This is a genomic window from Streptomyces griseosporeus, from assembly GCF_014656055.1.
Taxonomy (GTDB): domain Bacteria; phylum Actinomycetota; class Actinomycetes; order Streptomycetales; family Streptomycetaceae; genus Streptomyces; species Streptomyces griseosporeus.
Genome location: NZ_BNBR01000010.1, coordinates 129,064 through 151,109 on the forward strand (window position 1 = coordinate 129,064; position 22,046 = coordinate 151,109).

The following is a 22,046-nucleotide window of genomic DNA, read 5'->3' on the forward strand; positions in this document are numbered from 1 at the left end:
AAGGGTTCGGGGGTGCCCTAGGTCTTTGGCAGGACAGGGCGTCGGGCTTCGGTAGAAGTCCGTCGGCGACTGTAACTCCCTGATCGATGATCGATCAAAGGGTTGAGGGCGAAAACCTCTTGATCACCAGAAAATAGGCACCGGGTGCCTCGCCAGGAGACACCCGGTGCCGTGTTTTCGAATGGTTTTCGCAGGTGAGGCCACGTATGAGCGAACGCCCGCTCACCACGCGCAGGCGGTACGCTCAGCCCTCGTGGCGCGGGGCGCAGCCGAGGACGTGACCCTTCACCAGCTCCGCGATCCGGGGGTCCCGGCGCCGGAACGCCTCCACCAGCTCCTGGTGCTCCTCCGCGTACGACTGCTGCACGGTGCCCAGCCAGCGGATGGACAGGGCCGTGAACACCTCGATGCCGAGGCCCTCCCAGGTGTGCAGCAGCACCGAGTTGCCCGCGGCGCGCACCAGCTCCCGGTGGAAGGCCACGGTGTGCCGCACCTGCGCGGTGCCGTCGGCGTTGCGGTCGGCCTCGTACAGGGCCGCCACGTGCGGCTCCAGCGCCGAGCAGTCCACCGCCAGCCGCTCGGCCGCCAGCTCGGCCGCGATGGCCTCCAGACCGGCCCGGACGGGGTAGCTCTCCTCCAGGTCCGCCGCGGTCAGGTTGCGCACCCGCACGCCCTTGTTCGGCGCCGACTCGATCAGCCGCAGCGACTCCAGCTCCCGCAGCGCCTCCCGCACCGGCGTCTGGCTGACCTCCAGCTCGGTGGCGATCCGGCGCTCCACGATCCGCTCACCCGGCTGCCAGCGCCCGCTGATGATCCCTTCCAGGATGTGCTCGCGGATCTGCTCGCGCAGCGAGTGGATGACGGGCGCGGTCATGAGGGCTCCTTAGGGCGCGGCTGACGTTTAGACAATACGGCCGATGCGCTCCGGGGGAGGGGCGCGCGGGGGCCCTTTCATGCAGGTGAGACGAGACTTACACAGGCCCGCCGCAAGGGCAGCCCCCGCGGCGCCCGCCGTCGGGCGACCGATGCGGCGCCTGGCGAATTACGCACCTGTCGAACGGCACTTCGATTAGGTTGCCTGGCAGGCGAACGGAACGGGGATGCAGTGGCTCAGAAGGACTTGGCAGCCAAAAGGGACGATCTGACCCGCCTGGCGGATGATCTCGACACCATGCAGGAGCATCTGATCCGGCAGGTCCGGCGCATGGACCGCATCGTCGACGAGATCGAGCAGGGCTGGCAGGGCCCTGCCGCCGCCGAGTACCGCAAGCTCCACCGCTCGGTGGCGAAGGACGCGGTCCGGATCCGCGAGGTCATGCGGAGGCTGGAGGAGGCCGTGCGACTGAGCCGGGACGGGTTCACCGAGACCGAGCTCGACATACTCGCCCGCGTGCGTGCCGTCAGGGTCGATGTCGACGCGGAGGCGGACAGGCTGTCCACTCCGGCCGAGGCCGAGCCGACGCGTCCGCGCAGCAGCCTCGACGGCATGTAGGCAGCGGGCGCAGCGGCGAACGACGCGACAGAGGAAGGGGCGGGGTGCGGTGGCGCCGCCGTCCGGAACGGGGAATGAAGGATGCAGGGCGACAGCGCCGAGTACGACTACATAGCGGTCTCTTTCGGAACGCTGGAACATCTCACGGCCGAGCTCGACGACATCCTCAGACAGCTCGACGGTCAACTCGAAGACCTCTACACGCGCCTGGCGCCGGTCGTGGCGTCATGGCGGGGAGAGGCCCGCGACGTGTTCCTTGGCGAACTCGACGCCTGGGACGCCTCGGCCAGGGATCTGCAGGCCGCCCAGAAGTGGCTGCACGAGGTCGTCACCAGTGCCCACCTTGGGTACGCGGCCGCGCACCGAGCGGTAATGCGGGGATGGGGCGGCGCCTGATGGCCGAGCGGCGACCCACCGACGAGCAGCGCCAGAAGGAGCGGGCCGAGGCCCGGCCCCGCTCGCCCAAGACGAGCGGCGGCGGATTCGACGTCCAGCCGCCTCACCTCTACTACACCTCGCTCGTCGTCCGTGACGGGCAGTTCGACTACGACAAGGGCGCCACGGCGCTGGTCGAGGTGCTGAATGGGTACAGCCAGTCCGCGGGGGCCGGCTGGGGCGCGGATGCCTTCGCGGCGGCGTACAAGTCGGTGACCGAGAAGTTCCTGGAGCTCTGGGCGAAGAGCGTGGTCAGCGTCGGCGGTGTCGCCGTCGGTCTGACGCACACGGCGAACAAGTACGTCCAGGCCGACTGGCAGGCGCGCCGAATGTACGGCCCGCCGCCCGTCGACAAGGCGCCGCCCGCCGTCATCGAGAACCCGCCCCGCTATGGCCCGGTCAACGACATCAAGTGGTCCGGCACGGGCGAGGACGCGGACTCCTCCGAGTTCGCCGGCATCGCCGGTGAGATACCCGACTTCCTCGCCGACGTCATCCGGCCGGCCATCGAGCACGGCCTCAGGCTCGGCAAGATGCACGAGATCACGCCAGGATGCCGGGACGAGGAGTTCCAGGCCATGGCCACCGCCTGGGGCGCGGCAGCCAAGGCAGCCAAGGCGGCGTCCGACGACTTCAACGGTGCCGTCAAGTTCATCAGCAACAACAAGGGAAACGACGAGTGGCAGGGTGCCATGAAGGCCTTCTGCCAGACCATCTGGGGCACCACCGAATGGGGCCGTACGTACGACAAGCAGATGAACCGGGTCTCCATCGGCCGTACCTGGAAGACGGACCGGAAGGTGGTGCCCGCAAAGCGGCGGCCCATCATCGACGTCCTCCGCGAGACCGCGGAAGCCGTGCAGAAGCAGCTCGACGAACTGGCCGGGGTGGCGGTCACGACCCGAGAGACCACGACCCGGCTCGGCAAGGATGCCGCGAAGGCCACGGTCCGGGATCTGACCACGGACCTCGACCCGTTCGAGATGACGAGGCTGGCGGCGACGCTCGCGTTCGGGGAGATCGTGCTGACCTTCCGCTCGCACATGGACAAGGCGGCTGCCGACGCAGCGGTCGAGAAGTATCACCAGGCTTTCAGTGACGCCGCCGCAGCGCTGAAGGCGCTGGAACCCGAACTGGACGAGGCGCTGCTCAGCGTGCCCACGTTCGTGGCGGAGGAGGCCCGCGCCGAGGCGTACGGGGCGCGCTCCCTCAACGACTTCAAGAAGGAGCACAGCTGGCAGCGGCCGGAGAGCACCATCCCCTACAGATACTCCCTCGACCTCGCGACCGAGGAAGAGCTGCACGGCGGGCACAGCATCGACAAACATGTGGGGCTTACGGATCTGCAGCTGACACAGCGGTTGCGGGACGAGTCGTCGGGGTCCGGCCATATCAATATCCCCGCCGCTTCCACGTTTACCGATCTGGAATCGGCACAGAATTACACACAGTACAATATCCGGAGCAATACTGCCGCAATCGAAACCTGGCTGAAAGGCAACCCTCCGGATCCGCGGCAAAAGGAATTCACGGTCGGAGCGGTCGGCGCCGGCAATCAGGCGTTTCCGGTCGCGACCGGGCGTACAGCGCAAGTGGTGGGCGGCCACCCGACGCCTGCCAAGGACGCCTACGGGGTCTCTACGGTGCTCAAGTATGAACCCAGCCTGGACCCGCCGTTCGTCGTCCTGACGTCCATGCCGCAATGATGAGTGAGGAGACAGTGATGGCCGACCTTGACGAGCGGTCATGGTCCGAGGCGATCGGCATGTACGAGCGTCGCGCGACGATTGCCAAGGTGACGAGCCGTACTCATGAGAACTGGCTGCTCGACCTGCCCGCCCTGATGCGCGGTGACACCCGCGACACCCGCGGCTGGCGCACCGTTGACATCTGGGACGGCGAGCTTGAGAGGTTCGACGATCCCTCCTACCCCTTCGCTGTACCTCCGGAGGTCTTCGCGACGGCGGAATCGTGGAAATCCTATTTGCATGAAATTCCGCGTTCGCAGGCCTTGCGGTTCCTCGTGGCGCTTTCGACGCCCTGGATCGATGTCACCAAGGAGCCGGATTTCCAGGAGCGCAGGGCGGGTCTTGAAGAGAAAGCCAGCATCATCCTGTTGCGCTTCCCCGAGGGCTCACGGTTCTATGCGAACACGGGGCGTGACAGCAGTACCCTCGACTACTACGAGCGGGTTTCTGGTTGGAACCCCTTTTCCGTCCGCACCTTCGACTTCGGCCTGGTGCTCGTGTCGGAGACGGAAGTCGGAATGGTCTGGTCATTCCGTTGATGTGATTCGATCGTCCGTGCCGCCACCATGGAGAAACACCTTGCGCACCCGCACCGCCACCTACCCCGACCGGGCGACCGCCCAGTGGGCGACCCAGCACGTGGTCAACCGCAACGAGCAGGTCATTCACCGCTGGCTGGCCCAGTCCACCCGGCAGCGGCTGACGATCGAGGCGGCCTGGCCGTCCCGGGACGAGCCCGTCGGACGGGTGCTGCTGCAGGCCATGATGCTGGCCGGGCGGGAAGCCGTAGACGTGCGGGCCGCCCGGGTCGTGCTCCGCCGCGAGCCCTCCGCCGCGCATGGATTTGCCGTGCACGCCAGCTTCCCCGTCTACCTGTGAAGGCAGTGGTTCCCCCGTGGCGCTGACCCCTATCGAGCACGACCGCAGACACGGCGAAATGGACCAGGTGCTGCGCGCTTACGTAGGCCTGCCCGCCGACGACACCCCGGACAGCCCGGGCGTGGCCCTGACCGCCTACCTCCGGCACACGTGGCACACCCGGCCCTGGGCGCTCGCCGCCGCCGAGAGCCAACTGCGGGAGTACGCCCGTACCCCGCCGGGGCGGCTGAGGGTCCGGCTCGGTGAGTTCTATGACCTGCCGGACGTCGGGCCGGCCGACGCGGAGATCCTGGACTGGCTGACGCTGGTCGCCGACCACATCCGACGCAGCGTCGAGGAGGGACGCGTGCCGTCCCCGGCACCTCCGCAGACGCACTGGGAGTGGCATGCCCGGTTCCCCGAGCTCGGGCAGTTTCTCGGTGGCTGGTTCTCGCAGGACATGCCCGACGAGTTCGACGGGCACGAAGCCGCCGTGGCGGACTACGTCGCCACCACGGACCCCCAGCTTGTCGCGCGTCTCACAGGGGAGATCCGGGAGCTGCTGGCGCTCGGCCTCGACGAGAGCGAGTACGCCGTCGGAGCCGCCGAGCTGGGCCTGGAGGTCGAGGCCCCGGACCGGCTCACCGTGAGCGGCTGGCTCGCGCTGGTGGCGGCCCGCCTCGCCTAAGCGGCCCTCTGTACACGAGCGGAGCCCCCACCCGGAAACGAACTCCGGACGGGGGCTCCGTCGTACTGCGCTGAGCGGCGATTACAGGCCGAGCTCGACCTCGAACTCGCCCGCCTCCAGGATCGCCTTGACCGCCGTCAGGTAGCGGGCCGCGTCGGCGCCGTCGACCAGGCGGTGGTCGTAGGACAGGGTCAGGTAGGTCATGTCGCGGACGCCGATGACCGTACCCTCCTCCGTCTCGATGACGGCCGGGCGCTTGACCGTGGCGCCGATGCCGAGGATCGCGACCTGGCCCGGCGGCACGATGATCGTGTCGAAGAGCGCACCGCGCGAACCGGTGTTGGAGATGGTGAAGGTCGCGCCGGACAGCTCGTCGGGCGTGATCTTGTTGGCGCGGACCTTGCCGGCCAGCTCCGCCGTGGCCTTGGCGATGCCCGCGATGTTGAGGTCGCCGGCGTGCTTGATGACCGGGGTCATCAGGCCCTTCTCGGAGTCCACCGCGATACCGATGTTCTCGGTGTCGAAGTAGGTGATCGTGCCCTCGGCCTCGTTGATCTTGGCGTTGATGACCGGGTGGGCCTTCAGCGCCTGGGCGGCGGCCTTGACGAAGAACGGCATCGGGGAGAGCTTGACGCCCTCGCGCGCCGCGAAGGAGTCCTTCGCCGCGGCACGCAGCCGCATCAGCTTGGTGACGTCGACCTCGACGACCGACGACAGCTGGGCCTGCTCGTGCAGGGCCTTGACCATGTTGTCGCCGATGACCTTGCGGATGCGCGGCATCTTGACGGTCTGGCCGCGGAGGGGGGAGGCCTCCAGGGTCGGCGCCTTCTTGGCGGCCGGCGCGGCCGCGGCCGGGGCCGGGGCGGCGGTGGCGGCCTTCGCGGCCTCGGCGGCGGCGATGACGTCCTGCTTGCGGATACGGCCGCCGACGCCGGTGCCCTTGACGGTGCCCAGGTCGACGCCGTTCTCGGCGGCGAGCTTGCGCACCAGCGGGGTGACGTAGGCGCCCTCGTCGGTCGCCTGGGCGGCGGCCGGAGCCGCGGCCGGGGCCGGGGTGACCGGGGCCGGAGCCGGAGCGGCCGGCTGGGCCGGGGCCGCGGGCTGGGCCGGAGCCGGGGCGGCAGCGGCGGGCGCGGCCGGAGCGGCGGGGGCCGGGGCCGGGGCGGCCGGCTGGGCCGGGGCGGGAGCCGGGGCCGCGGGGGCGGCCGGGGCCTCGGCGGCGGGCGCCGGGGCAGCCGGGGCCGGGGCGGACGCCGGAGCGGCACCCGGGGCGCCGATGACGGCGAGCTTGGCGCCGACCTCGGCGGTCTCGTCCTCACCGACCACGATCTCCAGGAGCACGCCGGAGGCGGGCGCCGGGATCTCGGTGTCGACCTTGTCCGTGGAGACCTCGAGCAGCGGCTCGTCGGCCTCGACGCTGTCGCCGACCGACTTCAGCCAGCGGGTGACGGTGCCCTCGGTGACGGACTCGCCGAGCGCCGGCAGGACCACGTCGGTGCCCTGTGCGGAGGAGGCGCCGGAGGCGGCCTCGGCGGTCGGGGCCGGAGCCGGGGCGGCCTGCTCGGTGGAGGGGGCGGCAGCGGCGGGCTCGGGGGCCGGCTCGCTGGCCGGGGCGGGCTCGGCGGCCGGGGCCGGGGCAGCGGCGGGGGCGCCGGAGCCGTCGTCGATGATCGCCAGCTCGGCGCCCACCTCGACGGTCTCGTCCTCGGCGACCTTGATGGAGGCGAGGACGCCGGAGGCCGGGGCCGGGATCTCGGTGTCGACCTTGTCGGTCGAGACCTCGAGCAGCGGCTCGTCGGCCTCGACGCGCTCACCCTCGGCCTTCAGCCAGCGGGTGACGGTGCCCTCGGTGACGCTCTCGCCGAGCGCCGGAAGGGTTACGGAAACCGCCATGGTTTCGGTTGCTCCTTACGAGTTGCGGAAGTCTGTGTCGTCGCTTCGTCGACCGAGGGATCAGTCGTGCGCGTGCAGCGGCTTGCCGGCCAGGGCCAGGTGGGCCTCGCCGAGCGCCTCGTTCTGCGTCGGGTGGGCGTGGATGAGCTGGGCGACCTCGGCCGGCAGCGCCTCCCAGTTGTAGATCAGCTGGGCCTCGCCGACCTGCTCGCCCATGCGGTCGCCGACCATGTGGACGCCGACCACGGCACCGTCCTTGACCTGGACGAGCTTGATCTCGCCCGCGGTCTTCAGGATCTTGCTCTTGCCGTTGCCCGCCAGGCTGTACTTCAGAGCGACGACCTTGTCCGCGCCGTAGATCTCCTTGGCCTTGGCCTCGGTGATGCCCACGGAGGCGACCTCGGGGTGGCAGTACGTCACCCGCGGGACACCGTCGTAGTCGATCGGGACGACCTTCAGACCGGCCAGCCGCTCCGCAACCAGGATGCCCTCCGCGAAGCCGACGTGCGCGAGCTGGAGCGTCGGAACCAGGTCACCGACCGCCGAGATGGTCGGGATGTTGGTGCGCATGTACTCGTCGACGAGGACGTAGCCGCGGTCCATGGCGACCCCGGCCTCCTCGTAGCCCAGGCCCTGCGAGACCGGGCCGCGGCCCACGGCCACCAGCAGCACCTCGGCCTCGAACTCCTTGCCGTCGGCGAGGGTGACCTTGACGCCGTCCTGGGTGTACTCGGCCTTCTGGAAGAAGGTGCCCAGGTTGAACTTGATGCCGCGCTTGCGGAACGCGCGCTCCAGGAGCTTGGAGCTGTTCTCGTCCTCGACGGGGACGAGGTGCTTCATGCCCTCGATGATCGTGATGTCGGCACCGAAGGACTTCCACGCCGAGGCGAACTCGACGCCGATGACACCGCCGCCCAGGATGATCGCGGACTTCGGCACGCGGTCCAGGACGAGGGCGTGGTCGGAGGAGATGATGCGGTTGCCGTCGATCTCCAGACCCGGCAGCGACTTCGGCACGGAGCCGGTCGCCAGCAGGATGTGGCGGCCCTGGATCCGCTGGCCGTTCACGTCCACGGAGGTGGCCGACGACAGGCGGCCCTCACCCTCGATGTAGGTCACCTTGCGGGAGGCGACGAGGCCCTGCAGGCCCTTGTACAGGCCGGAGATCACCTCGTCCTTGTACTTGTGCACACCCGCGATGTCGATGCCCTCGAAGGAGGTCTTGACGCCGAACTGAGCGGCCTCACGGGCCTGGTCGGCGATCTCGCCCGCGTGCAGCAGGGCCTTGGTGGGGATGCAACCCCGGTGCAGGCAGGTGCCGCCGACCTTGTCCTTCTCGATCAGGGCGACGTCCAGGCCCAGCTGCGCCCCGCGCAGGGCCGCGGCGTAACCACCGCTACCACCGCCGAGGATCACTAGGTCGAAAACGGTGCTGGCGTCGTTCGCCACGTCACGTCCTCCATGCATGTGCGCCACCGGTCTCCAGTGACCGGCAGGCGGCTGGTGTCCGGCCGCTCGTTCTTCGGCCCTTCGGTGGGGCCCTGTCCTGCCGAGCCCCATCTTCGCACTAGTCAGTGGCGAACGAGACGCCGGGCCGGGGTGTGAGACACCCCACTGCAACGCCCCAGGGGCGCGGGACCGCATCGATATGCGGCTGCGCCGCGTGGGGCGAGACCAGCCCCCACGCGGCGCAGCCGCCGTACGACGGGTCGGACCCCGTCAGTGGCCGAACGTCAGCCCAGGTCACCCGCGGCCGTCAGCTCCGCCAGCCGCACCAGCGTCCGCACGGCCGTACCCGTGCCGCCCTTCGGCGTGTACCCGAACGGGCCGCCCTCGTTGAAGGCGGGACCGGCGATGTCGAGGTGCGCCCAGGTGATGCCCTCGCCCACGAACTCGCGCAGGAACAGGCCGGCGACCAGGCCGCCGCCCATCCGCTCGCCCATGTTCGCGATGTCGGCGACCTGCGAGTCCATGCCCTTGCGCAGGTGCTCCGGCAGCGGCATCGGCCACGCCGGCTCGCCCACCTCCTCGGCGGCCTCGTGCACCGCGGAGCGGAACGCGTCGTCGTTGGCCATGATCCCGAAGGTGCGGCTGCCCAGCGCCAGCATCATCGCGCCGGTCAGGGTCGCCACGTCCACGATCGCGTCGGGCTTCTCCAGCGAGGCGGCCCACAGCGCGTCGCCCAGGACCAGCCGGCCCTCGGCGTCGGTGTTGAGCACCTCCACCGTCTTGCCGCTGTACATGCGCAGCACGTCACCCGGACGGACGGCGGAGCCCGACGGCATGTTCTCGGCCAGCGCCAGCCAGCCGGTGACGTTGACCTCCAGGCCCAGGCGGGAGGCGGCGACGACCGCGGCGAACACGGCGGCGGCACCGCTCATGTCGCACTTCATGGTCTCGTTGTGGCCGGCCGGCTTCAGCGAGATGCCGCCCGAGTCGTAGGTGATGCCCTTGCCGACGAAGGCGAGGTGCTTCTTCGCCTTGGAGTGGGTGTACGACAGCTTCACCAGCCGGGGCGTCGACGCGGAACCGCCGCCGACGCCGAGGATGCCGCCGTAGCCGCCCTTGACCAGGGCCTTCTCGTCCAGCACCTGGATCTTGATGCCGTGTTCCTTGGCCGCGGCCTGGGCGATCGCGGCGAAGGCCTCGGGGTTGAGGTCGTTGGGCGGGGTGTTGATCAGGTCGCGGGCCCGGTTCAGCTCCTCGGAGACCGCGGTGGCGCGGGCGAGCGCCGCCTTGTACGCGGCGTCGCGCGGCTTGCCGCCGAGCAGCGCGGCCTCGCCGAGCGGGGCCTTGCCGTTCTTGGCCTTGGCGTCCTTGGCGGTGTCCTTGTAGGCGTCGAAGGAGTACGCGCCGAGCAGCACGCCCTCGCCGATCGCACCGGCGTCGGCCGGGTCGGTCAGCGGCAGCGCGAACGCGGCCTTCTTCGAGCCGGCGAGGGTGCGGGCGGCGACGCCGGCGGCCCTGCGCAGCGCCTCGCCGTCGTAGCCGGCGTCCTTCTCGGGCTCGGCGCCCAGGCCCACCGCCACCACGAGGGGAGCCTTGAAGCCGGACGGGGCCGGCAGCTTCGTCACCTCGCCCTCGGCACCGGAGGCCCCGAGGGTCTCCAGGATTCCGGCGAGCCGGCCGTCGTAGGCCTTGTCGACAGCCTCGGCGCCGGGCGCGACGACCGGTCCCTTGGCGCCCTTGGCGACGCCGATCACGATCGCGTCGGCCCGGAGACCGGGCGCCGCGGCGGTGCTGAGAGTGAGAGCAGTCACGGTGGTGAATTCTCGCTTCCGATGTGAAGTTTCTGCGGCCGATCGGTGTGGGTCGGCCGGACCCGACGGCCGACACTAGATCCGGCCTGCAGGAGCGGTCCGACCGGGGTCCGGCACCAGCGCGGCGAACTGGGACGGGACACCCGGCACGAGACTACGCGCGGTTGAGCGTTCGCTCATTCCTGCGAGCGTTCACCTGTGGGTGGCGTCGTGGCCATTTCCCGATCCTCGCACTCCATGACCTGAGTCACACTCATCGGGTTCCGGTGAGCCGGGGGCTCACCGCTTTGCATGATTTCCACGGATCCTCCGCGATTCGGCCATTACGTGTCGATCATCGGGCGGGGGGTCCTCTTGGGGGGAAGGAACCGAACCATGGCGCGAAGTGCGCGCAGAACGAGGACGGCCGCTGCCCTGCTGGCGGCGGGGGGACTGACGGCACTGTGTCTCGCGGTGCCCGCAGCGTCGGCCGCGACGGAACCGCGGATCGACCTGAAGGTGCTGGTGGTGGACAACGGGGACAGCTCCGTGCAGGCCATCGCCGCCCAGCTGAAGAACACGGGAATCCCGTACACCACCGTCAACCTGAACGACCCGGGCCGCCCGGTCGTCGACGCGGCGTTCCTCGCCGACACGGTGAACGGCACACCGAGGGCGAAGTACCAGGGCGTGGTGCTGCCCAACGAGACCCCGTTCGGCGCGGGTTCCGCCGAGCAGACCGCGCTGGAGGCGTACGAGCGGACGTACGGCGTCCCGCAGGTCGACGCCTACACCTGGGCGCACCCCGAGGTGGGCCTGGACTACACCAGTGAAGGCGGCTGGGCCGGCAGCCTCGACGGCCGGCAGGCGACCGTGACCGCGGCCGGCAAGGCGGCGACTTTCGGCTATCTCGACGGCGCCTTCGCCTTCGAGGACAACTCGCCGACGGTGCAGGAGAGTTACGGCTACGTGGCCCGCCCCCGCACCGGCTTCACCAGCTACGTCGACATCCCGGTGCCGGGCGGCTCGGGCACCGGCAGCCTGCTCGGCGAGTACGCCCACGACGGGCGGCGGGAGCTGGTGGTGACCTTCGCCTACAACCAGTACCAGGAGCAGTTCCGCGTCCTCGCCCGCGGCGTCGTGGAATGGCTGACCGGCGGCGTACACCTCGGGCAGGCCCGCAACTACTTTGCCGTCCATGTCGACGACGTCTTCGCCCCCGACAGCCGCTGGGACACCGCACGCAACTGCACCCCCGGCGACTTCGACTGCGCGGGCGGTGACGGCGAGGGGACCACGCCGATCCGCATGAGCGCCGACGACGCGGCCTACGCCGCCCAGTGGCAGAAGGACCACGGCTTCACGCTCGACATGGTCTACAACGCCGGCTCGGGGGAGGAGTGGAAGAGCGAGCACGGCGGCACCGACGCGCTCGCCGACCGCCTCCTCGCCGACAAGGCGCAGTACCGGTGGATCAACCACACCTACACCCACCAGTACCTGGGCTGCGTCCAGGACACCACCACCGTGCCGTGGAGCTGCGCGAAGAACGCCGACGGCGCCACGCAGTGGATGAGCCGCTCCGCCATCTCCGGGGAGATCGGGAACAACCACAGCTGGGGCGTCCAGCACGGCCTCCCGCTCGACCGCTCCGAGCTGGTCACCGGCGAGCACTCCGGCCTGAAGTCGCTGCCGCAGCAGCCGCAGGACAACCCCAACCTGGCCGGCGCCCTCGCCGACAACGGCATCAAGTGGACCGGCTCGGACAACTCCCGCGAGCCCGAGCAGCGCGCCGTCGGCAGCAGCACGCTGACCGTGCCGCGCTACCCGATGAACGTGTACTACAACGTCGGCACCGAGGCAGAGATGGCCGACGAGTACAACTGGATCTACACCGCGCGGGCCGACGGCGGCAGCGGCGTCTGCGAGAACAACGCCTCCTCCACCTGCCTCGACGCCCCGCTCGACGCCGCCACCGGCTACGAGACGTACATCGTGCCCCAGGAGGCCCGCACCGACCTCGGCCACGCCATCTCGAACGACCCCCGGCCGCACTACGCCCACCAGTCCAACCTCGCCGAGGACCGGATCCTCTACCCGGTCCTGGAGAAGGTGCTCACGGACTACCGCGCCCTGTTCGCCGACAACACCCCGCTGGAGAACCTGCGGCAGAGCGCCATCGGCACGGAGCTGAAGCGCCGCGCCGACTGGCAGGCCGCGATCGCGAACAACAAGGTCACGGCGTACCGCGTCGGCAGCACGGTGACGATCACCGCCCCGTCCGGGATGCAGATCCCGTTCACCGCACCGGAAGGCACGAAGAAGCAGCTCCTGATCGGCACGGCCACCTTCGGCACCGCGTACGCGGGCAAGCGCTCGGGCTGGGACAAGCCGGCCGCCCTGCAGTCCGCGCTCACACTGAGGCTGCCCTCGGCGTAAGGCGCACCGCACCAGCGCACCACGCGCACCCCGGCTCACGACCCGCCGGGGTGCGCTTTCGAGCCGTACATGTTCCACAGGGGGGAACCGCGCATGATGCGCTCGGGCCGTCAGGTCACCATGCTCACCGAAGGCACCTATCCACACGTCCACGGCGGGGTCAGCACCTGGTGCGACCAGCTCGTCAAGGGCATGCCCGAGGTCGACTTCCATCTCGTCTCGCTCACCGGCACCGGCCGCGAACCGGTCACCTGGGAGCTGCCGCCCAACGTCGTCCGCCACCACTCCGTGCCCACCTGGGGCCCGCGCCCCGGCCGCCGCCGGCCCCCGTACGGCCGTGCCCGCCGGCGCTTCACCGACGCCTACGAGCGGCTGCTGCTGTCCTTCCTCGACCCCGAGGCACGCTGCGACTTCGGCGAGGCCCTGTACGAGCTGGCCGAACTCGCCCGCGCCGGGAACCTCACCCCGGCCCTGCGCACCGAGACCGCGCTGCGCTCCCTGATGTGGATATGGACCATGCCGCACCTGCCGACGGCCGCGGCCCGGCCCACCGTGCACGACGCGCTGACCGCCACCGACCTGCTGGAACACGCCCTGCGCCCGCTCGGCGTGCGCATCCCCGAGGAGTCCGTGGCGCACGCCGTCAGCAGCGGCCTGGCCACCCTGCCCGCGCTCGCCGCCCGCAAGCTCGACGGCGTGCCCTTCCTCCTCACCGAGCACGGCATCTACCTGCGCGAGCGCTACCTCGGCTACCGGCGCGACGCCCAGCGCTGGCCGGTGAAGGCGTTCATGCTCGGCTTCTACCGCGAACTGAACTCCCTCGGCTACCGCGCCGCCGACCTGATCACCCCCTGCAACCAGTACAACCGCCGCTGGGAGGAGCGCGGCGGCGCCGACGGGAACAAGATCCGCACCGTCTACAACGGCGTCGATCCCGCCGCCTTCCCGCACGCCGGCCCCGAGCCGGACGTCCCCACGCTCACCTGGTGCGGCCGCGTCGACCCGATCAAGGACCTGGAGACGCTGCTCCACGCCTACGCGATGGTCCGCGCCGAACTGCCGGAGACCCGGCTGCGCCTGTTCGGACCCGTGCCACCGGGCGGCGAGGCCTACCGCACCCGCCTGGAGAAGCTCGCCGCCGAACTCGGCGTCACCGACGGCCTCACCTTCGAGGGCCGCATCACCGAGGTCTGGCGGGCCTACGCCGCCGGCCACATCGTGATGCTCTCGTCCATCTCCGAGGGCTTCCCGTTCTCCATCATCGAGGCCATGTCCTGCGGCCGTACGACCGTCTCGACGGACGTCGGCGGGGTGCGCGAGGCCGTCGGCGACACCGGTCTGGTCGTCCCGCCGCGCGAACCGGAGAAGATGGCCGCCGCCGCGCTCACCCTGCTCCGCGACGACCGCCGCCGCCTGGACCTCGGCGCGCTCGCCCGGCAGCGGGTCATCGACCGGTTCACCCTGCGCCGCTCGGTGGACAACTTCCGCACCATCTACCAGGAACTGGCCGGCCAGCCCGAGGTGTACGAGCCGACGATCGAGACGGTCGCCGACTGGACGCTGGAGCTGCGCGACCCGTGGTACGCGGCCGTCGCGACGGACGGGACCGGCTGGTGAGCGGCAGCGTCTGGCTGCCTCCCGGCGCCCGCCCCGACACCCTGCCCGCCATCCCCCGCCAGCGCACCCCGCAGTGGGCCGAGCCCGACCCCGTCGACGAACTCGCCCACCGGCTGGAGGAGTTCATAGCGGCGGCCGTCCACCCGGACGAGATCGCCGCGCTGCTGGAGTCCGACGGGCTCTCCGACGACCAGATACGCGAGCGGTACGGCGTGCGGAACTCCTTCGCGCTCGCCGAGACGCTGTACGAGCGGGTGGAGCGCCGCTACCCGGAGCCGGACGGCCCGCTCCACGACCCCTGGCAGGCGGGCCTGCTCGGCTGTCTGCTGCGCGGCGTCGTCTTCGCCCTGCCCGGCTTCGCCTACGTGCTGGGCGCCCCGCTGCTGGCCGGCCCGAAGGACCTCGGCCTGCCGGCCGGCACGATCCCGCTGCTGGCGGGCGCGCTGACCGGCTGGACCTGGAACCAGGGCCTCGCCCACCGCGCGTACACCTGGCTCGGCCTGGGCGACCGCTCCGCCGCCCGGCGCTGCCTGCTCGTCGGCGCGCCGGTGGGCGCGCTGCTCGGCTCCCTCGTCGCGTTCGCCGCCGCGGGGCAGGTGGGCCCTGCCGCGGTCGCCTTCGCCGCCGGGCAGTCCTGCTACCTGGGCGCGGCCACCGCCCTGCTGGTCATGGGCCGCGAACGGGCCCTGCTCGCGGCGCTGCTGCCGATGGCCGCGGGCGCCACGGTCTCGCTGGTGGCGCCCGTCCCGCAGGCCGCGCGGCTCGTGCTGCTGCTGGGCTCGCTCGCCGCGGTGCTCGTCCTCGGCCTGCTGGAGGTCGCACCGGCCGTCAGGGACCTGGGGGAGGGCAGCTGGACCGCGGGCCTGGCCGCGCTGCTGCCCTTCGGCGCCCTCGGCGCCACCGTCGATCAGGACCGCGCCGCGCCCCTGTGGCTCACCGGCTCGATGCCGTACGCCCTGTTCGGGCTGGGCAGTGGCGTCCTGGTGCTGTACGCGGCGCTCGGGGACGTCCTCGCGGGCCAGGAGCACAGCGCGGTCGCCGCCCCGGCCGCGGTGGCGCTGACGCTCAGCATGGGCCCGGCCGAGTGGCTGCTGCACCGCTTCCGCAGCGGCAGCCTCGCCGGTCTGCGCTCCACCAGCACCCCGCGCGCCTTCTGGCGGACCACCGCCCGCACGGTCGTCGAGTGCCTGGGCGCCTACCTGACCGTCCTGTGCCTCCTCGGCCTGACCACCTCCGCGCTGTGGCCGCACACCCCTGGCATGAGCGCCCTGCGCCTGACCGGACTGCTGCTGCTCGGGGTGGTGCTGTGGACCGGCCTGCTGCTGCAGTCCTTCGGCGCCGTGCTCAGCGCGGCGGCGGTGTGCTGCCTGGCCGCCCTCGCCCAGACCGTGGCCCTCGCGACGCACGCCGCGGGCCCGCACACGGTGGCGGCCGCGGTGTACGGCACGGCCGCCGCGGCGCAGGCCGCGCTGGTCTGCGCCCTGCTGGGAAGGGCGACCGCGCACCGATGAGCACCCTGCTGGTCCCGTACTACGAGCACCCGTCCGTCCGCCCCGCCGAGTGGGAGGCGGTCCTCGCCGCCGCGCCCCGCCTGTACGGCGTGGTCCTCAACCCGGCGAGCGGCCCCGGCGACCGGCCCGACGGGGCCTTCGCCGAGGTCGCCGCCCGGCTGAAGGAGGCGGGCGTGCGGGTGCTCGGGTACGCCGACACCGGCTACGGCCGCCGCCCGCACACCGACGTCGTCCGCGACCTGGCCCGGCACCGCGACTGGTACGGCACCGACGGCTTCTTCTTCGACCAAGTGGCCTCGGGGCCGGAGGAGTTCGCGCACTACCAGCGGCTCGCGGTCGCCGCCTGGGGCGTCGGCTGCACCACCCTCGCCCTCAACCACGGCACCGCGCCCCACCCCTGGTACGCCCGCGTCGCCGACGTCCTCGTCACCTTCGAGGGCACCTGGGCGACGTACCGCACCCTGCGCCCGCAGCGGGTCGCGGGGGCGGGCGGCGTGCGCCACTGCCACCTCGTGCACGGGGTGCCGGCCGGGGTCGACTGCGCGGGCCTGGCGCGGGCACGGGGGGCCGATATCCACTGTGCGGTGCCGGGCACGGGAGATCATCCTTGGGGTACGTTGCCGCACACCCTGGAGCCCGCCCGGTGAGACGCCCCCTCCTCCTCGTCGCCCTGCTCCTGCTGGTCGCCGCCTGCTCGACGGCCGGCCCGGACGACAAGCCCACCGGGCCCACCACACCGGCGCCGACCGCGCCCACCACACCGGCGCCGACCGCGCCCACCGGGCCGTCCGGCGGGCGCTGGCAGCCGCGGCCCGGTACCCCCTGGCAGTGGCAGCTCAGCGGCCGGCTGGACACCTCCGTGGACGTGCCGGTGTACGACATCGACGGCTTCGACCACTCCGCGGCCACCGTCGCGGCCCTGCACCGCCAGGGCCGCCGGGTCATCTGCTACCTGTCCACCGGCGCCTGGGAGGACTGGCGGCCGGACGCCGCCGAGTTCCCCCGGTCGCTCCTCGGCAAGGGCAACGGCTGGGACGGCGAGCGCTGGCTGGACATCCGCCGCACCGACGTCCTGGCCCCGCTGATCGCGGCCCGGCTCGACCTGTGCCGGACCAAGGGCTTCGACGCGGTGGAGCCGGACAACATGGACGGCTACCACAACGCCACCGGCTTCCCGCTCACCGCCGCCGACCAGCTGCGCTACAACCGGCTCGTGGCCCGGCTCGCCCACGAACGGGGTCTGGCCGTCGGCCTGAAGAACGACCTCGACCAGATCCCGGACCTCGTCGGCGACTTCGACTTCGCGGTCAACGAGCAGTGCGCCCAGTACGGGGAGTGCCGGGCCCTGGAGCCGTTCGTGCGGGCGGGCAAGGCGGTCTTCCACGTCGAGTACGAGCTGCCCACCGGCCGCTTCTGCGGCCAGTCCCGCGCGCTGCGGCTCAGCTCGATGCTCAAGAAGTACGAACTGGGGGCGTGGCGCCGGCCGTGCTGAGGCCGCCCAGCCCCAGCCCGGTCACCGCCGTCCCGGCGATCCGGTCGGCGAGCGAGCGGCGCCGGGGCCCGAACACGGGCAGCGCGTTGACCAGGAACAGCACCACGGCCAGCGCCCACACCAGCACCGACAGCGCGAACTGACCCTCGATCAGCAGGACGCAGGCCACCGCGTACACGGCGACGTCGGCGGCGGTGGTGACGGCGGCGCGCAGCGCGGCCCGGCCGGGTGCCGCGCCGGTCACCTTCAGGGCGAGCAGGCCCTTGCCGACGGTCCGGCCGAGCAAAGCGAGGCAGATCCACTGGTAGAGGAAGGTGGCCAGCACCAGCAGCGCGAACGCCTCCTCCACGTCCAGGACCACCTTGTCCCACAGCCCCAGTCCCAGCTGCCCGGAGGCGTCGAGGACGTCGCCGCGCGAGGTCAGCAGGTCCCAGCCGCCGCGGGTGGCCAGCTCGGGCACGTCGGTGACGAGCGCGGATATCCGCTGGAAGGTGAGCACGGCGAGCGCTGCGGCCGCCGCGACGATCAGCGCGAAGTCGATGAACCAGGCCGTGGCACGGCGCAGCTTGGGCATGGATGTCCCCCGGTCTCCATGTGCTGTCGGACCAACCGTGGTTGTCCGTGTACGGCCCAGCAGCCTAGCGACCGAGGGCGAAGATCAGGAGCCCCGTCGTCGCCGCCGTCTCCGCGAGCGCGCCGAAGACGTCGCCGGTGACCCCGCCGAAGCGGCGCAGGCAGTGCCGCAGCAGCAGTTCGGCGGCGGCCAGGGCGGCCAGGACGGCGACGGCGGCGCGGACGGCGTCGTACGCCCCGAGCGCCGCCCCGCAGAGCGCCGCCAGCGCGGTCACGCCGAGCACGGTGCCGGCCGCCGCGCCCACCGGGACCACCCCGGCGACCGCTGCCCCGAGCCCCTCCGGTCGGGCCGCCGGCACCCCGGTACGGGCGGCCAGCGTCAGCGCGAGCCGGGCCGCGGTGCCCGCGACGACCGCCGCGAGCGCGCCGCGCGCCCAGGAGTCGCCGTACGCCTCGGCCAGCGCGGCCACCTGTGCCGCCAGCACCAGGACGAGGGTGATCACCCCGAACGGGCCGATGTCGGACTGCTTCATGATCGTGAGGGCGTCCTCGGCGGGCTTGTTGCTGCCGAGTCCGTCGGCGGTGTCCGCCAGCCCGTCCAGGTGCAGCCCCCGGGTCAGCACGGCCGGTACGGCGGTCCCGGCGACCGCGGCGAGCAGCGGCCCCGCGCCGAGGAACAGCAGCAGCAGGCCGAGCCCGGCCGACAGGGCGCCGACGACGGCCCCGGCGAGCGGCGCGCACAGCATGCCGCCGCGTGCCGCCGCGCGGTCCCAGCGGTGGACGCGGACCGGCAGCACGGTCAGGGTGCCGAAGGCGAAGCGGACGCCGTGCAGGGCGGAGGGCGCGGGGGTGGTGGACACCGGCGCAGGTTACCCGCCGGTCGGGACCGTGGGGAGAGGCAGCCGCCACAGGCCGTGGATAAAGTTCACATATGGGAGATTGGTGGCAGCGCAACATCACCGAGCCGGGCAAGCTCCCGCTGCTGCTCGCCCTCACCGCCTTCGTCCTCACCTTTCTGATCACCCGGGCCATCACCCGGCTCATCCGGGCCGGCAAGGGCCCGTTCGGCAACGTCCAGGCCGGCGGGGTCCACATCCATCACGTCGTCCCCGGCGTCGCCCTCACCATCGTCGGCGGCTTCGGCGCGGTCGCCGGGGGACGTCACGGCTTCGGCTCGTGCCTCGCCGCCGTCGTCTTCGGCGTCGGCGCCGGTCTCGTCCTGGACGAGTTCGCGCTGATCCTGCACCTCGACGACGTCTACTGGACCGAGGCCGGCCGCAAGAGCGTCGAGGCCGTCGTCCTGACCGCGGCCCTCGTCGGCCTGTGGCTGGTCGGCTTCGCCCCGTTCGGCGTCAACGACATGAGCCAGGACGAGCTCCAGGACCGCGGCAGCGTCATCTCGTCCGTGGCGGTCAGCTTCCTCTTCGCGCTGGTGATCCTCGCCAAGGGCAAGCCCCGCATGGCCGTCTTCAGCGTGATCGTCCCCCTCGTCGCCCTGTGGGGCGTGATCCGGCTGGCCCGCCCCGGCTCCCTGTGGGCCCGGCGCTTCTACCGGCGCCGCCCCCGCGCCCGCGCCAGGGCCGCCCTGCGCGCCTATCACCACGACCGGCGCTGGTCCCGCCCCCGCCGCGCGCTGCAGGACTGGCTCGGCGGCCGGCCCGACCCGGAGGAACCCCGCCGGGCCGTCGAGCGGAACTGACCCACCGCGCACACCACCAGCACGGCCGCGATCGCCGCCAGATGCTCCTTGCCGGCCAGGTTCTCCTTCAGCGCCACCTCGACCACCATCGCCAGCACCACCACGCCCGCGGTGACGTACGCGCCGTAGCGCCACCCCAGGAACACCGCGAGGCCCACCACCGCCGCCGACGGCCCGGTGTCCACCACCCACGCGTCGGAGGGGGGCAGCCCCAGCGGACTGTCCGGGCCCAGCCAGATGCCGAGCCGCGCGTACAGGGTGCCGGCCAGCGTGGCGGCGTAGGCCACGGCCAGGGTCCGCCACCAGCCCAGGCAGATCTCCGCGACGCCGAAGGCGAGGAGGATCTGCGCGAGCGCGCCCCACACCGGCAGGTCGAGCGCGGGCACGAACAGCGACAGCGGGGTGCGCAGCAGTGCCAGCCACAGCGGGTCCTCGGCCCGCACCGCCCCGAGGTCCTGCACCGGCCGGTACCCCCACGGCTGGTTCTGCACGAGCTGTATCAGCCCGGTCAGGCACACCGCCGCGAGGGTCATCGGCATCGCCCGCCAGCGCCAGCGCCAGCGCCTGCGCAGCAGCGGCTCGCGCACGGCGACGTACAGCGGTCCCCATTCGGCGCGCGCCCAGCGGGCGAGGCGGTTCATCGACGTGTCTCCAGGTCTGTGCGGTGCAGCCGGCCCGGCAGCAGGCCCGGCACCTCCAGGAACCCCTCCGCGCACGCCGAGGCGACGCCGATGCGGGGCAGGTCCGCGCTCTTCTCGAAGAGCAGGAACCGCGGTTCCCAGATGGGCCGGTACTTGGCGTTGGCCCGGTACAGCGACTCGATCTGCCACCAGCGGGAGAAGAAGCTGAGCAGCGACCGCCACAGCCTGAGCACCGGCCCGGCGCCGAGCCGGGCGCCACGTTCGAAGACCGAACGGAACATGGCGAAGTTGAGCGAGACCTGCGTGATCCCGATCTCGGGGGCGCGCCGCAGCAGCTCGATGACCATGAACTCCATCAGGCCGTTCTCGCCGTCGCGGTCGCGCCGCATCAGATCGAGCGACAGCCCGTGCGGCCCCCACGGCACGAACGACAGCAGCGCCCTCGGCTCACCCCGGCCGTCGGCGCACTCCAGCATCACGCACCGCCCGTCCTCCGGATCCCCGAGCCGCCCCAGCGCCATGCTGAACCCGCGCTCGGTCGCCCCGTCCCGCCAGGCGTCGGCCCGCCGCACCAGGGCCGCCATCTCCGCGGCCGGGATCTCCTCGTGCCGCCGGATCCGCACCGTGTAGCCGGCCCGCCGCACCCGGTTGTACGCCTGCCGCACGGTCCGCATGGCGCGTCCCTCCAGGGTGAACTCGGCGACGTCCACGATCGCCTCGTCGCCGAGTTCGAGGGCGTCCAGGCCGTGCCGGGCGTACACGGTCCCGGCCTCCTCGCTCGCCCCCATCACCGCCGGGATCCAGCCGTGCGCGCGGGCCTGCGCGAGCCACGGCTCGATCGCACCCGGCCACGCCTCGGGGTCGCCCAGCGGATCCCCGGAGGCCAGCGCCACCCCGCCGACCACCCGGTAGGCGACGGCCGCCTTCCCGGTCGGCGACCACACCACGCTCTTCTCCCGGCGCAGCGCGAAGTAGCCGAGCGAGTCCCGCTCGCCGTGCCGCTCCAGCAGCTCCCGCAGCCGCTTCTCGTCCTCCGCGGTGAGCGGGTCGACGGCCCGCCGGGAGCGGAACGCGGCGTACAGCACGGCGAGGACCAGGGCGGTGCTGAGCGCGTTGACGGTGACGTCCACCCAGGTCGGCGCGGCGATCCGGGCGACACGCGCCTCGTCCGGCGCGACCGAGACCAGCCGCAGCGTGCCGTACCACCAGCGGTCGAGGAAGCCCGCGCCTCCCGGCCCGCGGTCGGTGGCCGTCACCAGCAGGCCGGCCAGCAGCGAGCAGACGAGCAGCCCGGCCCCGGCGACGGCCGCGGCGAGCTTCGGGTTGGCCCGGTCGCCCTTGGCGTAGAACTCCCGCCGTCCGAGCAGCAGCGCGGCCACGAACGCGGCGGTCAGGCCCAGCGACACCCAGTTCTGCGCGTACTGCCGGACCTCCGGGAAGGCCATCGCCACGCTGAACAGCGCGAGGAACGCCCCGCTCAGCACCAGGTTGAGGATCCACGCGGCCCGTTTGCGGCGCCGCATGGTGACGGCCAGGAACGCGGTGAAGACCCCCGACGCGAACCCGGCCGTCAGCAGGTACGGCGTGAAGAGGTTCTCCTGGTTGTGCTGCCGTACATCCTGGCCCAGCCAGACCCACACCGCACTCAGGAAGTTGACGAACGCGACGACCCGCAGGTACCAGACGGCGAAGGAGGCGGCTCGGGCATTTCCCATGAAGCG

At 72.0% G+C, this 22,046-nt stretch carries 20 protein-coding genes; 12 read left to right on the forward strand and 8 right to left on the reverse strand.

Annotated elements, in window-relative coordinates:
- Positions 1–244: 244 nt before the first annotated feature.
- Positions 245–874, reverse strand: a complete 630-nt coding sequence (locus IE308_RS35750; RefSeq protein WP_110627715.1) for a GntR family transcriptional regulator — start codon at positions 872–874, stop codon at positions 245–247.
- A gap of 246 nt (positions 875–1,120) precedes the next feature.
- On the opposite strand from IE308_RS35750, the gene IE308_RS35755 reads away from it, so the two are divergent.
- The 6 genes from IE308_RS35755 to IE308_RS35780 all read left to right on the forward strand — a co-directional run bounded on the left by IE308_RS35755 (position 1,121) and on the right by IE308_RS35780 (position 5,221).
- Entirely contained in the window at positions 1,121–1,492 is a 372-nt protein-coding gene (locus IE308_RS35755) for a WXG100 family type VII secretion target (protein ID WP_268256501.1), read from the forward strand.
- 81 nt (positions 1,493–1,573) lie between these two features.
- Positions 1,574–1,888 carry a WXG100 family type VII secretion target gene (locus IE308_RS35760; protein WP_190221070.1) on the forward strand — a complete coding sequence of 105 codons (315 nt, stop codon included), beginning with the start codon at positions 1,574–1,576 and terminating at the stop codon, positions 1,886–1,888.
- A complete protein-coding gene (locus tag IE308_RS35765; protein WP_190221071.1) occupies positions 1,888–3,633 on the forward strand; it encodes an RNase A-like domain-containing protein in 1,746 nt (581 codons plus the stop codon). The genes IE308_RS35760 and IE308_RS35765 overlap by 1 nt, the downstream gene beginning before the upstream one ends.
- A 17-nt stretch (positions 3,634–3,650) precedes the next feature.
- Entirely contained in the window at positions 3,651–4,214 is a 564-nt protein-coding gene (locus tag IE308_RS35770; protein WP_190221072.1) for a hypothetical protein, read from the forward strand.
- A gap of 40 nt (positions 4,215–4,254) precedes the next feature.
- A complete protein-coding gene (locus IE308_RS35775; protein WP_190221073.1) occupies positions 4,255–4,554 on the forward strand; it encodes an RNase A-like domain-containing protein in 300 nt (99 codons plus the stop codon).
- 16 nt (positions 4,555–4,570) lie between these two features.
- Positions 4,571–5,221: a contact-dependent growth inhibition system immunity protein gene (locus IE308_RS35780; RefSeq protein WP_190221074.1), complete on the forward strand. Its 651-nt coding sequence runs from the start codon at positions 4,571–4,573 to the stop codon at positions 5,219–5,221.
- 81 nt (positions 5,222–5,302) lie between these two features.
- Here IE308_RS35780 and sucB read toward each other — a convergent pair whose 3' ends face one another.
- The 3 genes from sucB to IE308_RS35795 form a co-directional block, all read right to left on the reverse strand.
- Positions 5,303–7,114 carry a 2-oxoglutarate dehydrogenase, E2 component, dihydrolipoamide succinyltransferase gene (gene sucB / locus IE308_RS35785; RefSeq protein ID WP_190221075.1) on the reverse strand — a complete coding sequence of 604 codons (1,812 nt, stop codon included), beginning with the start codon at positions 7,112–7,114 and terminating at the stop codon, positions 5,303–5,305.
- 60 nt (positions 7,115–7,174) lie between these two features.
- Positions 7,175–8,563, reverse strand: a complete 1,389-nt coding sequence (gene lpdA, locus IE308_RS35790) for a dihydrolipoyl dehydrogenase (protein WP_162655493.1) — start codon at positions 8,561–8,563, stop codon at positions 7,175–7,177.
- Between the two features lie 284 nt (positions 8,564–8,847).
- A complete protein-coding gene (locus IE308_RS35795; protein ID WP_110627712.1) occupies positions 8,848–10,374 on the reverse strand; it encodes a leucyl aminopeptidase in 1,527 nt (508 codons plus the stop codon).
- A gap of 375 nt (positions 10,375–10,749) precedes the next feature.
- Between IE308_RS35795 and IE308_RS35800 the strand changes: the two genes are divergently transcribed.
- The 5 genes from IE308_RS35800 to IE308_RS35820 all read left to right on the forward strand — a co-directional run bounded on the left by IE308_RS35800 (position 10,750) and on the right by IE308_RS35820 (position 17,412).
- Positions 10,750–12,792, forward strand: coding sequence for a hypothetical protein (locus tag IE308_RS35800; protein WP_190221076.1), 2,043 nt, complete (start codon positions 10,750–10,752; stop codon positions 12,790–12,792).
- Between the two features lie 93 nt (positions 12,793–12,885).
- Positions 12,886–14,409, forward strand: coding sequence for a GT4 family glycosyltransferase PelF (gene pelF / locus IE308_RS35805; protein ID WP_110627710.1), 1,524 nt, complete (start codon positions 12,886–12,888; stop codon positions 14,407–14,409).
- Positions 14,406–15,920 (forward strand): hypothetical protein, encoded by a 1,515-nt coding sequence (locus IE308_RS35810; protein ID WP_190221077.1) that lies wholly within the window; start codon positions 14,406–14,408, stop codon positions 15,918–15,920. The genes pelF and IE308_RS35810 overlap by 4 nt, the downstream gene beginning before the upstream one ends.
- Positions 15,917–16,567 (forward strand): spherulation-specific family 4 protein, encoded by a 651-nt coding sequence (locus IE308_RS35815; protein WP_190221078.1) that lies wholly within the window; start codon positions 15,917–15,919, stop codon positions 16,565–16,567. Before IE308_RS35810 ends, IE308_RS35815 begins: the two co-directional genes overlap by 4 nt.
- Entirely contained in the window at positions 16,564–17,412 is an 849-nt protein-coding gene (locus IE308_RS35820) for an endo alpha-1,4 polygalactosaminidase (RefSeq protein WP_190221079.1), read from the forward strand. Before IE308_RS35815 ends, IE308_RS35820 begins: the two co-directional genes overlap by 4 nt.
- Here IE308_RS35820 and IE308_RS35825 read toward each other — a convergent pair.
- Together IE308_RS35825 and IE308_RS35830 are read right to left on the reverse strand one after the other, a co-directional pair.
- Positions 17,372–17,986, reverse strand: a complete 615-nt coding sequence (locus IE308_RS35825; RefSeq protein WP_190221080.1) for an RDD family protein — start codon at positions 17,984–17,986, stop codon at positions 17,372–17,374. The genes IE308_RS35820 and IE308_RS35825 overlap by 41 nt on opposite strands.
- Positions 17,987–18,050: 64 nt before the next feature.
- The gene (locus tag IE308_RS35830; RefSeq protein ID WP_110627706.1) at positions 18,051–18,845 is read right to left on the reverse strand and encodes an adenosylcobinamide-GDP ribazoletransferase; all 795 of its coding nucleotides are present in this window, start codon (positions 18,843–18,845) and stop codon (positions 18,051–18,053) included.
- 71 nt (positions 18,846–18,916) lie between these two features.
- Between IE308_RS35830 and IE308_RS35835 the strand changes: the two genes are divergently transcribed.
- Positions 18,917–19,684 (forward strand): hypothetical protein, encoded by a 768-nt coding sequence (locus tag IE308_RS35835; protein ID WP_190221081.1) that lies wholly within the window; start codon positions 18,917–18,919, stop codon positions 19,682–19,684.
- Here the strand turns inward: IE308_RS35835 and IE308_RS35840 are convergent.
- Together IE308_RS35840 and IE308_RS35845 are read right to left on the reverse strand one after the other, a co-directional pair.
- Entirely contained in the window at positions 19,582–20,325 is a 744-nt protein-coding gene (locus tag IE308_RS35840; RefSeq protein WP_190221082.1) for a hypothetical protein, read from the reverse strand. The genes IE308_RS35835 and IE308_RS35840 overlap by 103 nt on opposite strands.
- Positions 20,322–22,040, reverse strand: a complete 1,719-nt coding sequence (locus tag IE308_RS35845; RefSeq protein ID WP_190221083.1) for a phosphatidylglycerol lysyltransferase domain-containing protein — start codon at positions 22,038–22,040, stop codon at positions 20,322–20,324. The genes IE308_RS35840 and IE308_RS35845 overlap by 4 nt, the downstream gene beginning before the upstream one ends.
- Positions 22,041–22,046 lie beyond the last annotated feature (6 nt).